Annotated in this window: 9 protein-coding genes; 2 read left to right on the top strand and 7 right to left on the bottom strand. The window is 73.2% G+C overall.

Annotation, left to right across the window (positions count from 1 at the left end; translation table 11 throughout):
- Nucleotides 1-56: 56 nt before the first annotated feature.
- Complete coding sequence (locus ABZ822_RS17460) at nt 57-1,679, bottom strand: PLP-dependent aminotransferase family protein (protein WP_360853964.1); 1,623 nt, start codon at nt 1,677-1,679, stop codon at nt 57-59.
- Between the two features lie 46 nt (nt 1,680-1,725).
- Between ABZ822_RS17460 and ABZ822_RS17455 the strand changes: the two genes are divergently transcribed.
- Complete coding sequence (locus tag ABZ822_RS17455; RefSeq protein WP_360853961.1) at nt 1,726-2,226, top strand: carboxymuconolactone decarboxylase family protein; 501 nt, start codon at nt 1,726-1,728, stop codon at nt 2,224-2,226.
- Complete coding sequence (locus ABZ822_RS17450) at nt 2,223-2,966, top strand: isocitrate lyase/phosphoenolpyruvate mutase family protein (protein ID WP_360853958.1); 744 nt, start codon at nt 2,223-2,225, stop codon at nt 2,964-2,966. The genes ABZ822_RS17455 and ABZ822_RS17450 overlap by 4 nt, the downstream gene beginning before the upstream one ends.
- 184 nt (nt 2,967-3,150) lie before the next feature.
- Here the strand turns inward: ABZ822_RS17450 and ABZ822_RS17445 are convergent, their stop codons facing one another.
- The 6 genes from ABZ822_RS17445 to ABZ822_RS17420 all read right to left on the bottom strand — a co-directional run bounded on the left by ABZ822_RS17445 (nt 3,151) and on the right by ABZ822_RS17420 (nt 12,089).
- A complete protein-coding gene (locus tag ABZ822_RS17445; protein WP_360853955.1) occupies nt 3,151-4,182 on the bottom strand; it encodes an FUSC family protein in 1,032 nt (343 codons plus the stop codon).
- Between the two features lie 472 nt (nt 4,183-4,654).
- Complete coding sequence (locus ABZ822_RS17440; protein ID WP_360853952.1) at nt 4,655-5,647, bottom strand: ABC transporter substrate-binding protein; 993 nt, start codon at nt 5,645-5,647, stop codon at nt 4,655-4,657.
- Between the two features lies 1 nt (nt 5,648).
- Nucleotides 5,649-7,625, bottom strand: a complete 1,977-nt coding sequence (locus ABZ822_RS17435; protein WP_360853949.1) for an ABC transporter permease subunit — start codon at nt 7,623-7,625, stop codon at nt 5,649-5,651.
- Nucleotides 7,626-7,659: 34 nt separating this feature from the next.
- Nucleotides 7,660-8,934, bottom strand: a complete 1,275-nt coding sequence (locus ABZ822_RS17430) for a glycine betaine/L-proline ABC transporter ATP-binding protein (RefSeq protein WP_360853946.1) — start codon at nt 8,932-8,934, stop codon at nt 7,660-7,662.
- A complete protein-coding gene (locus ABZ822_RS17425) occupies nt 8,931-10,493 on the bottom strand; it encodes a GMC oxidoreductase (protein ID WP_360853943.1) in 1,563 nt (520 codons plus the stop codon). The genes ABZ822_RS17430 and ABZ822_RS17425 overlap by 4 nt, the downstream gene beginning before the upstream one ends.
- 93 nt (nt 10,494-10,586) lie before the next feature.
- Nucleotides 10,587-12,089 (bottom strand): aldehyde dehydrogenase family protein, encoded by a 1,503-nt coding sequence (locus tag ABZ822_RS17420; RefSeq protein ID WP_360853940.1) that lies wholly within the window; start codon nt 12,087-12,089, stop codon nt 10,587-10,589.
- Nucleotides 12,090-12,158: the final 69 nt, after the last annotated feature.

Below are 12,158 nucleotides of genomic sequence, written 5' to 3'. Positions count from 1 at the left end.
TGGAGGGCTTCCGCGTGACGGGGTCCGCGTGGGTCACGCCTGTGGGTGACGACACGTCAGGGCAGCGCGGCACACAGGGCGTCGAGGGCGCCGGAGAACGCGTGGTCCGGTGGTGTGCCGTATCCGACGACGAGGGCGTCGGGGCCCGCGTCCGGCCTGCCGGCCCCGGCTGTCTCCGCGTCCTCGTGCCGGTAGCGGCCGAGCCCGTCGAGGGCCAGACCGTGCCAGGCCGCCGCGGCACCGATGACGGACCGCTCGGTGCCCGTGGGGAGTTCGAGCACGGCGTGCAGTCCGGCCGCGATGCCGGTGACCCGGAGGTGCGGGGCGCGTGCGGCGAGCACGGACACCAGCTGGTCGCGGCGGCGCCGGTAGCGCAGGCGCATGCCCCGCACATGCCGGTCGAACGCCCCGGATGCGATGAACTCCGCCAGCGTGAGCTGGTCGAGCGCGCTCGCCTGCCATTCGACGCCGCCCTTCGCCTCCACCACCGGCTCGACGAGGTGGTCCGGCAGCACCATCCACCCCAGGCGCAGGCCGGGGGCGAGGCTCTTGCTCGCGGTACCGACGTAGACGACGCGCTCCGGGTCCAGGCCCTGGAGCGCGCCGACCGGCTGCCGGTCGTAGCGGAACTCGCCGTCGTAGTCGTCCTCCACGACCAGCCCGCCGGTGCGCCGCGCCCAGTCGACGACGGCGGCCCTGCGCTCGGGGTGGAGCGGTACGCCGGTGGGGAACTGGTGGGCCGGTGTGAGCAGCACCGCGCCCGTGCCCGGCAGATCCGCCAACTCCTCGGTGCACCCGCCCCGTTCGTCAACCGTCAGCGGAGGCGTACGGAGTCCGGCGCCGGTGAGGATGCGGCGGTGGACGTCGAGCCCGTAGCCCTCGACGGCCACCCCGGAGGTGCCCGACCGCCGCAACACCTCGGCGAGCAGCCGCAGTCCGTGCACGAAGCCGGAGCAGACGACGATCCGTTCGGGTTCGGCCAGGACGCCGCGTGCCCGGGCGAGATACCCGGCGAGGGCCTCGCGCAGCTCGGGGCGGCCGCGCGGGTCTCCGTACCCGAAGGCCGTTGCGGGTGCGGCCTGCAGGGCCCGCCGGGAGGCGGCGAGCCAGGCGGTCCGGGGGAAGGATCCGGGGTCGGGAGAGCCGGGGAAGAGGTTGTGGGCGGCGCCGGTGCGGGGAGCCGGCCCCGCGGTGGGACCCGACCGGTCACCACCGGCCCGGCGCACCGCCGGTGCGCTACGGGATACCCGGTCCGCCGGTGCGCCACGAGATGCCTGGTCCGCCGGTGCGCTACGGGATGCCCGGTCCGCCGGTGCCGTACGGGAGGTCCGACCCTCCGGTGCGCTACGGGACGCGCCCCGGGCCGGCGCGGTCCCCGTCGCCCGAGCCGCCGGTACGGCTCCCGTCGACCGGTCCGCCACGCGCGTCCCGGAGCCCTGACGGGCCATGAGCCAGCCCTCGGCGACGAGTTCGGCGTAGGCGTCGGCGACCGTGTTGCGGGCCAGTCCCAGGTCGGCGGCGAGCGAGCGGGACGAGGGCAGGCGTGTCCCGGGGGCCAGCCGACCCGTACGGACCGCGTCCCGCAGCGCGCCGATGAGCGCGGCCCGGACGCCCGTCGTGCCGCCCGCCGGCAGATCGAGATGCAGATCGCTCCCGTAAGTGGCCCACGTTTTCTCCATGGAAATGGACCATACTCCTGGGTCAATGCATGCCTAGGGTGGGGGCATGACGATCAAGGACACCACCCTTGGCCAGGCCCCGCGGATGCGTCTGGCGGACCACGCCCCCGAGGTCTACAAGGCGATGGTCCGGCTCGACGCGGCCGCCTCGAACGGCGTCGACCCGGTCCTCGCCGAGCTGGTCAAGATCCGCGCCTCGCAGATCAACCACTGCGCGTTCTGCCTCGACATGCACACCAAGGACGCCCGCGCGATGGGTGAGCGCGAGGACCGCCTGTACCTCCTCAGCGCCTGGGAGGAGGCGCCCGGCCACTACACCGAGAAGGAGCGTGCCGCCCTCGCGCTGACCGAGGCGGTCACGGTACTGACGGACGGCTTCGTCCCCGATGCGGTCTACGCCCGCGCGGCCGAGCATTTCGACGCGACCGAACTCGCCCATCTCATCGCCCTGATCCTCACCATCAACGCCTGGAACCGGATCGCGGTGACCACGCGGTCGGTGCCGGGCTCCTACCAGCCCGGCGATCGGAAGAAGGCCGCCGTATGACCGCCGCGGCGACTCTGCGCGCCCTGCACCTCGGCCGGGAGGCGGGCGACCCGCTCGTCCTGCCCGGTCCGTGGGACGCCGTGAGCGCCCGCGCGTTCGAGGAAGCGGGCTTCCCGGCCCTGGCCACACCGAGCGCCGGGATCTCGGCGACGCTGGGGTACGAGGACGGCGGCCAGACCCCTCCCGCCGAGATGTTCGCGGCGATCGCGCGGATCGTACGGGCGGTGGACGTGCCGGTGTCCGCGGACATCGAGGACGGCTACGGGCTCGCACCCGCCGAGATCGTGGAACGGCTGCTGGAAGCAGGCGCAGCGGGCTGCAACCTGGAGGACTCCGACCCGGCCACGGGACAGCTCGTCGACCCGCGGCGGCACGCCGACCGGCTCGCGGACGTTCGGGCCGCGGCGGGCGGCCAACTCGTCGTCAACGCGCGGATCGACACGTTCCTGCGCGGTACGCCCGACGCGGCGGCGGCGATCGAGCGCGGGCTGCTCTACCGGGAGGCGGGTGTCGACTGCGTGTACCCGATCCTCGCGCCGCGCGAGCTGCTGCCGGAGCTGGCGGCGGGCATCGGCGGTCCGCTCAACGCCCTGGCGGCACCGGCCGGGCGGCCGTCACCGCGCGAGCTGGGCGCTCTCGGAGCCACCAGGATCACCTTCGGTGGCGGTCCGCAGCAGCGCATCGCGGGAGAAATCCGGTCCCTCGCGGGAGGGTTGGCCACGACGGCAGCCGCCCCCTGAGCACGCCGGAGGCACCCGTACGCGAGCCGGTCCGCCGACAGGAGTCGTTCGTCGGTGGTGCGCCTGTACGCGGGCCGGGTCTCATTCGCCGGAAGCGGCGCCCCCGCCGGTCACCCCGTTCGCGAGCGGGGGTACGCCGGTCACCCCGTACGCGAGCAGGGGTACGTCAGCGGGCGCCCGGCGTTCACCCCGTACGCCGCCGGACCGCCGCGGTCAGCCGGCCCCCGGCCGCGAGCATCACCAGGGCCAGGGCGACACCGCCGACCGTCAGGGCGATGCGTTCCGCGGCCAGTTCCCAGTCCCCCATCCCGTGCTCCATACCGAAGACCAGCGCCACGACGGTCAGGCACAGCGTCCACCACCCGTACCGGGCCGCGGTCACCAACTGCATGGCACAGAGGGTGACCGCCACGACGAGGGCGAGGAGGAGGACGGGGACCCGGGGGGTGAGGAGCAGCGCGGCGATGACTCCGCCGCCGAGCGTGCCCAGGACGCGGTCCTTCGCGCGTGTGTGCACCGCCTCCCGGGAGGGCTTGGCCACCCGCAGCGCCGAACTGGCCAGCCAGACGGCGTGGGAGAGGGGGATCAGCCAGGCCGTTCCGGTGGCGAGGGCGCCGGTGCAGGCGAGGGTCGCGGCGAACGGCGTCGCGTCCCGCAGCCGCCCACGCGTCCGGCGCAGGCTCGCGGCCGGCCCGGGGCCCGTGACCGTCCGTCCGGTGGCGGTGATCACCAGCGCCTGCCACAGCGTCCCGGCCGCGAACTGGGCCGCGTACGCCCACCAGGACACGCCCTGGGCGAGGTCGACCCCGGCCAGGAGGAAGGCCAGGACCGCCATCGCGGCCGCCATGCGCAGCGGGCCGCCCGCGACCTCGGACACCCCTTGGAGGGCGGCGGCGAGCGCGGCCCCCGCGACCACGGCGGCCGCGATGCCGGCCGAGGCCGCACCAGCCGCGGCGGCGAGGCTCAACAGCACGCCCCCGGCCAGCAGATCGGCGACCGGGGGCCTGGAGGTCAGCGAGGAGAAGGCGGCGAGCGTGAGATAGGCGCCGAACGAGCAGGCGAGCCCCGGGCCGAGGTGGCCGGTCCCCGCTCCGACGGCCATCGGTGCCGCCACCGCGGCCGACCGCACGAGGGCGATGAGGCGGGCCCGGCCGGGCGGGACGGCGGACGGCCGGTCACGTGGCGCGGGCGGGCGCTCCGTACGACTCCGGCTCATCAGCCGGATGCGGAACGCGCGGCGCCGGACCGCGCGGGCGCGGCGGACGTGGCGCCGGACCGCGTGGGCGCGGCGGACGTGGCGCCGGACCGCGCGGGCCGAGAAGTCGCGGCGGCGGGGACGGCCACGGCAGCCGCTGCGGACCGTCCGGACATCGAGAACATGGCAGGCATGGCAGACATCACGGACATGCTAGCCACGCGGCCGCAGCGGCACGGCACGAACGCGCGCCCCGCCTCCCCCGCGCCGAGCGCCCGACCGGCCGAGGGCCCGAGCCCCGAGCCCCGAGCCCCCGAGCGCCCGAGCGCCCGAGCGCCCGAGCGGCAGCGCGGCAGCAGGGCAGCAGGGCAGCAGGGCAGCAGGACGTCACCCCACGAACGCGGCTGCCCCGCCTCCCCCGCGCCGGACGGCAGGGGGAGACGGGGCGGGCCGAGCCGCTGTCAGGCGCGGACGGTGAGAGCGGCAGTACCCGTCAGGGCATCCACGCCTTCCAGACGTCCGGGTTCTCCTTGACCCACCGCTCCGCCGCGTCCTGCGGCGACATCTTGTCCGCGGCGATCATCTCGGAGACCTCGTTCTGGTGCTCCTTGGTCCACCGGAACTTCTTGAGGAAGGTCGCGGCCTTGCCGCCCTTCTTCGCGAAGTCCGCGTTGAGGAACTTCTGCAGCGGAGTCGTCGGATACGCGCAGTCGATGGACTCGGGGTCCTCGGTCCCCTTCTCCGCGCACGCGTCCGTGTACTTCGGCAGCTTCACCTCGACCATCGGCACCTGGTTGAACAGCCACTGCGGCTCGTACCAGTAGGTGAGGAACGGCTTCTTCTGCTTGGCGAACTGCTTGATCTGGGTGATCTGAGCCGCCTCCGAACCCGAGAACACGACCTGGTAGTCCAGGTTCAGGTTCTTCACCAGCGCCTTGTCGTTGGTGATGTACGAGGGCGAGCCGTCCAGGAGCTGGCCCTTGCCGCCGCTCTCGGCCGTGCGCAGCTGGTCCGCGTACTTGTTGAGGTTCTTCCAGTCCGTCACATCGGGGTGCTGGTCGGCGAAGTACTTCGGGACGAACCAGCCGATGTGGCCGGTGACACCGAGGTCGCCGCCGCGGGCGATCGTCTTCTTGTCCTCGATGTACCGCTGTTCCTGCTCGGGGTGGCCCCAGTCCTCCATGATCGCGTCGACGCGGCCCTGGCTGAGCGCGTCCCAGGCCGGGATCTCGTCGACCTGCACGGTGTCGACGCGGTAGTCCAGTTCGTGCTCCAGCAGGTACTGGGCGACGGCGACGTTGGCCTGTGCACCGACCCAGGACTGCACCGAGAGGTTGACGGTCTTCGCGCCCTCCGCGTTCGCGAACGGCGATGTCTGCTGGGTCATGTCGGCGGCACCGCAGCCGGTCGCCGCGAGCAGCGCGGCGGCGACAAGGGCGGCGCCGGCGACCCGCCGGCGCGGGCCGGGGATCCGTATGCGCACCATGTCAGCTCTCCTTCCGCTCGCGGCGGGTCGTGGGCTGGGTGACCCGGTCGAGCACCAGCCCCAGGCAGACGATCGCCGCGCCGGCGACCAGGCCGGTCGCCAGTTCGCCGCGGGCCAGACCCGCCACGACGTCGTAGCCGAGCGCGCCACCGCCGACCAGGCCGCCGATGATGACGACGGCGAGGACCAGGACGACGCCCTGGTTGACGGCGAGCAGCAGCGCTGAGCGGGCCAGCGGAAGCTGGACCTGACGCAGTTGCTGGACGGTGGTGGCGCCCATGGAGCGCGAGGACTCCAGGGCCGCCGGGTCGACCTGCCTCAGGCCCTGGGTGGTGATGCGGACGACGGCGGGCAGCGCGTAGACGACCGCCGCGGCGACGGCGGGCGCCCGGCCGACCGCGAACAGCGCGACCACCGGGATGAGATAGACGAACTGCGGCATCGTCTGGAACACGTCCAGCACCGGGCGCAGCATGCGTTCCAGCCGGGGGCTGCGTGCCGCGGCGATCCCGATGAGGAAGCCGAGGACCAGCGTCACGGCGACGGCCGCGAGGACCTGCGAGAGCGTGTCCATCGACGGCTTCCACACCCCGAGGACGCCGATCGCGGCCATCGAGGCGACGGCGGTGAGCGCGGTCTGCCAGGTGCCGATGACCCAGGCGAGCGCGGCGACGATGAGCAGGACGCCCCACCAGGGCAGGCCGAGCAGCCCGCTGCGCACGGGGTCGAGGACCCAGCGGGTGAAGTGGGCGGCCCAGTCGGCGGTTCCGCCGACGACGGGCACGCCGGTGTAGAGGTGGTCGACCATCCAGTCCTTGGCGGTGTTGACCGGTTCGGCGATGGCGAACGTCCAGCTCTCCGGCCAGCTCAGGGCGCCCGTCAGCCGTCCGGTCACTGCCACGGCGGCCGCGGCCACGGCGGCGAGGCCCCAGCCGCGCGGGCCGCGCAGCGCGGCGGGCCCGGTCGGTTCGGCGCCGAGCTTCTCGCCGGCGGCGCCGGTGACCCGGTCGAGGACGACGGCGAGCAGCACGATCGGGATACCGGCGGCCAGCGCGGCGCCCACGTCCACGGACGACAGCGCCTGGTAGACGCGGTCACCGAGACCGCCCGCGCCGATCATCGAGGCGATGACAGCCATCGAGAGGGCCATCATGATCGTCTGGTTGACGCCGAGCAGCAGTTCCTTGCGAGCGAGCGGCAGGCGGGCCGTCAGCAGCCGCTGCCTGCCGGTCGCGCCGAGCGAGGCGACGGCCTCCATGACGCCGCCGTCGGCGCCCCGCAGTCCGAGCGCGGTGAGGCGTGTCATGGGCGGCGCCGCGTAGACGACGGTCGCGAGGACCGCGGCGGGCACGCCGATGCCGAAGACGAGCGCGACGGGCAGCAGATAGGCGAACGCGGGCAGCACCTGCATGGTGTCGAGCACGGGGCGCAGCGCGCGGTACGTGCGGTCCGACAGCCCGGCCGCCAGGCCGAGTACGCCGCCCAGCACGACGGAGGAGAGGACCGCCACCACCATGACGGCGAGCGTCTGCATCGTCGGCACCCACATGCCGAGCACTCCGCACAGCGCCATGGAGGCGGCGGAGGTCAGCGCGAGCCGGAGCCCGGCCACGCGCCAGGCGACGAGGCCCGCGACGGCCGTGACACCGGCCCAGCCGAGGGCGAGCAGCACGAGGTAGACGGCGCGTACGGACAGCACGATGGCGTTGCTGATGTGGCCGAAGAAGTACAGGAACAGCGGGTGGCTGTCGCGGTTGTCGATGATCCAGTCGCTGGCGGTGCCGAGCGGCTCGGACACGTCGACGGTCAGCGCGCCCGGCCAACTGCCGCTGGACCACTGGGCGTGGGCGAGCGGGACGAGTACGGCCGCGGCGACGGCGAGCAGGAGCAGCTTGCCGAGCGAGCGGTGGCGGGTGAGCGAACGCAGCGAGAACGTACGGGCGGTGTCGGGGCTGCCGACGGAGGTGACGGCACTCATCTGCGCCCCCTGACACCGGCGGGGTCGGGCAGCGTCATGCGGCGACCCCCTCGCCTTCCGCGGTCTTCGCGTCCTTCGGACTCCCGGAGTCCTTCACGGCCCCGGAGTCCTTCACGCCCCCGGAAACCGTCGCGTCCTCGGTGCCCTCCGGCCCGTCGGTGCCCCGCGGCCCGTCGGGGTCCGGGCCCTGCGGGCCGTCGGGGCCCTCGGTGCCGGCCACGACGCCGAGCAGGCACTCGTGGTCGACGACGCCCAGCAGCTTGCCGTCGGACATGACGCGCGCGGCCGGGTCGCCGGAGCGGGCGACCGCCTCGATCGCCTCGGAGACCGTGGCGCTCGGGGCGATGGCCGGGCCGGTCTCGGACTCGCCGATGTCGGCGGGGCGCATGGCGGAGCGGACGGTGATGACCTGCTCGCGGGCGACGTCGCGGACGAACTCGCGCACGTAGTCGTCGGCCGGGGAGCCGACGATCTCCTCGGGCGTGCCGAGCTGCACGATCTGCCCGTCGCGCATGAGCGCGATGCGGTCGCCGAGGCGCAGGGCCTCGCTGAGGTCGTGGGTGATGAAGATCATCGTCCGGCCCTCCTCGCGGTGCAGCCGGATGACCTCCTGCTGCATGTCGCGGCGGATGAGCGGGTCGAGGGCGCTGAACGGCTCGTCGAAGAGCAGCACTTCGGGGTCGACGGCGAGCGCCCGGGCCAGGCCCACGCGCTGCTGCTGACCGCCGGAGAGCTGGCCGGGGCGGCGGGCCTCCAGGCCCTCCAGGCCGACCTTGGCCACCATCTCGGCGGCGCGGGCGCGGCGTTCGGCCTTGCCGACGCCCTGGATCTCCAGGCCGTACGCGACGTTGTCGAGCACCGAGCGGTGCGGCAGCAGGCCGAAGTGCTGGAAGACCATGGAGGCGCGGTGGCGGCGCAGTTCGCGCAGCCGGGCGCGGTCCATGCCGAGCACGTCCTCGCCGTCGATGGACACGCCGCCGCTGGTCGGCTCGATGAGCCGGGTCAGACAGCGCACCAGGGTGGACTTGCCGGAGCCGGACAGGCCCATGACGACGAAGACCTCGCCCTTGCGGACGTCGAAAGAGACGTCGCGGACGGCCGCGGTGCAGCCGGTGCGGCGGCGCAGTTCGTCGGCCGGGAGGGAGGCGTGCGGGCCGCCGGGTATGCGGTCCGCCTTGGGTCCGAAGACCTTCCACAGGTTGCGGACGGAGAAGACGGGAGCCTGCCCCAGCGCCGTCTTCTCCTCCGCTTCCTGGCGCGGGCGTGACGCGCCCGCCGTCCCGGTGTCGCTTCTACCGGTAGCCGTCATCGGACATCACCTTCATCTTTCGGGCCTGATGCGAGCAGTTCTGCGCACTTCTCCCCCACCATCAGGACGCCGATCATGGGGTTCACGGCGGGGATGGTGGGGAACACGGACGCGTCGGCGATCCGGATGCCCTCCAGCCCGCGGATCCTCAACTCGGGGTCCACGACGGCGAGTTCGTCGTCTGCCGCACCGATGCGGCAGGTGCCCGCCGGATGGTAGACGGTGTGCGCGACATGGCGTGCGTATGCGCTGATCTCCTCGTCGGAGGTGACCTCGGGGCCGGGGCAGACCTCGCGCTTGAGCCATCCGGCCAGCGGTTCGGTCTTCGCGATCTCCCGTGCGGTCTTGATGCCGTCGACGAGGGTGTTGCCGTCGTAGTCGTCCTCGTCCGTGAAGTAGCGGAAGTCGAGGGCGGGTTTGACGGCCGGGTCGGCGCTGGTGAGGTAGAGGCGGCCGCGGCTGCGCGGCTTGGGGATGTTCGGCGTCATCGACACCCCGTGCGCGGGCTTCTCGTAGCCCAGGCGCTCGGGGTTGTCGGTGAACGGGATCTGGTAGAAGTGGAACATCAGGTCCGGGCCGCCGGACTCCGGGTCCCGCCGGACGAAGAGCCCGGCGTCGGAATCCATCGCCGAGTTCTCCGGGATGGGCCCGTTCGTCTCCCACACGATGACCGACTCGGGGTGGTCGAGCAGGTTCTCGCCGACGCCCGGAAGGTCGTGCACACCGGCGATGCCCAGCGCCTCCAGGTCCCTCTTCGGCCCGATGCCGGAGTGCATCAGCAGCCGCGGGGTGTCCACCGCGCCCGCGCAGACGATCACTTCGCGGCGGGCCCGGATCAGGCGCTCCTCGCCGTCCTGGGTCCGGATGCGGACGCCGGTGGCGCGGGTGCCGTCCAGCTCCAGCTTGTACGCCCAGGTCTCCAGCAGGATGCGGAGGTTCGGGCGGTCACCGGCCTCGATGTGCGGGTGGAGGTAGGCGACCGAGGCGGAGGAGCGCTTGTTGTCCTCCGGGTGGTAGGCCAGGTCGAAGAAGCCGACGCCCTCGTGGAACGGCTTCTTGTTGAAGCCCTCGACGCGCGGCACGCCGAGCGCGGCCTGGGCCGCGTCCACGAAGTCCCGCGCGATGGCGTTCCGGTCCTGCTCGTCGACGGCCACGATGTTGTTGCGCAGCCGGTCGAAGTACGGGTCCATGGACGCCGCGTCCCAGCCGTCGGCGCCGGCCTCCGCCCACTCGTCCCAGTCGGACGGCAGCGGCTTGAAGCTGATCAGGGTGTTGTGCGAGGAGCAGCCCCCCAGCACGCGGGCCCGGCTGTGCCGGATGTGGGAGTTGCCGCGCGGCTGGGGAACCGTCGGGTAGTCGTAGTCCAGATCGCCGCCGAGGAGGCCGAGCCAGCGGCGGAGGGTGAGGACGTCGGGCCGGTCGATGTCGGTCGGGCCGCCTTCGATGACGGTGACCGTGACCTCGGGGTCCTCGGTGAGGCGGGAGGCGATCACCGATCCTGCGGTGCCGCCGCCGACCACGACATAGTCGGCTGCCTCGGTCTCAAGGGAGGGGGGCATGGTGGGTCCTGCTCCTTGCAAGGTGCGTGCGTGTGCGTGATCCGCAAGGGCGGGTACGGACGTGACGCCCGTACCCGCCGGGGGGGGCGGGCGTCAGCCCGCGAACCAGCGGACGGGCCGCGGGTCGAGGTTCTGGTAGATGTGCTTGGCCTCGCGGTACTCGTCGAGACCGGTGGGGCCCAGCTCCCGTCCGACGCCGGACTTGCCGAACCCGCCCCACTCGGCCTGCGGGAGGTACGGGTGGTAGTCGTTGATCCATACCGTGCCGTGGCGAAGCCGACGGGCCACGCGGCGGGCGCGGCCGGCGTCGGAGGTCCACACGGCGCCCGCGAGCCCGTACTCGGTGTCGTTGGCCAGGGCGACCGCGTCGTCCTCGGTGTGGAAGGTCTCGACGGTGAGGATCGGCCCGAAGGTCTCCTCGCGCACCACGCGCATCTCGCCGTGGCAGTAGTCGAGGATCGTCGGCGGGTAGAAGTAGCCGGTGGCGGGCCGTACGCCGGAGGGCTCGGGCCGGCGGCCGCCGCAGCGCACGACGGCGCCCTCGTCGCGGGCGGAGTCGACGTACGCCTCGACCTTCTCGAGCTGCTGGGCCGAGACCAGCGGGCCGCACTCGACGCCGTCCTCGGTGCCGCGGCCCAGTTTGATCTTCTCGGCCCGGCGCGCCAGTTCGGCGACGAAGCGGTCGCGCACGGACTCCTCGATGATGAGCCGGGCGCCGGCCGAGCAGACCTGGCCGCTGTGGATGAAAGCGGCGTTCAGGGCCTGGTCGACGGCGGTGTCGAAGCCCTCGTCGGTGGCGCAGGCGTCCGCGAAGACGACGTTGGGGTTCTTGCCTCCCAGCTCCAGGGCGACCTTCTTCACGGTCGGCGCGGCGGCCTGCATGACCTTGGTGCCGCTGGCGAGTCCGCCGGTGAAGGAGACCAGGTCCACGTCCGGGTGCTCGGAGAGCCGGGCGCCGACGGGGTCGCCGGTGCCGGTGACGAGGTTCGCGACACCGGCGGGGAGGCCGGCCTCGGCGAGCAGCCCGACCAGGTGGACGGTCGAGAGCGGGGTGACCTCGCTGGGCTTGATGACGAACGTGTTGCCCGCGGCGAGCGCCGGGGCGACCTTCCAGCTCGCCTGGAGCAGCGGGTAGTTCCAGGGCGTGATCATCGCGCAGACGCCGACGGGCTCGTGGACGACGACGCTGTGCACCGTCTCGCTGCCGGCGTCGACGACCCGGCCTCCGCTCTCGTTCATGACGAGATCGGCGAAGTACCGGAAGGCATTGGTCACGTCGTCGACGTCGACCCGGCCCTCCTCCAGGGTCTTGCCGGTGTCGCGGCTCTCGGTGAGCGCGATCTCCTCGCGGTCCCGCTGCAGCAGATCGGCGACGCGGCGCAGCAGCGCGGCGCGTTCGGCGACGGGAGTGTGCGGCCAGGGACCGGAGTCGAAGGCGCGGCGTGCCGCGGCGACGGCGGCGTCGGTGTCCTCGCGGCCACCCTCGGCGACGAGGGCCAGAGGCTTGGCGTCGGCGGGGTCGAGGACCTCGCGGGTGGCTCCGGATGCGGCCGTCCGCCACACGCCGTCGATATGGATACTCTCGGTAGCCGACACGTTTGTTTCTGCCTTCCCCTGCATGTCATGTTCATCGCTGGTCGACCGCCGGTCGAACCAGCAACGGGG

This window comes from Streptomyces sp. NPDC047108, from assembly GCF_040643575.1.
Taxonomy (GTDB): domain Bacteria; phylum Actinomycetota; class Actinomycetes; order Streptomycetales; family Streptomycetaceae; genus Streptomyces.
The sequence above is the reverse complement of the archived record's forward strand: the minus strand, read 5'-3'. Positions and strand labels throughout refer to the sequence as shown.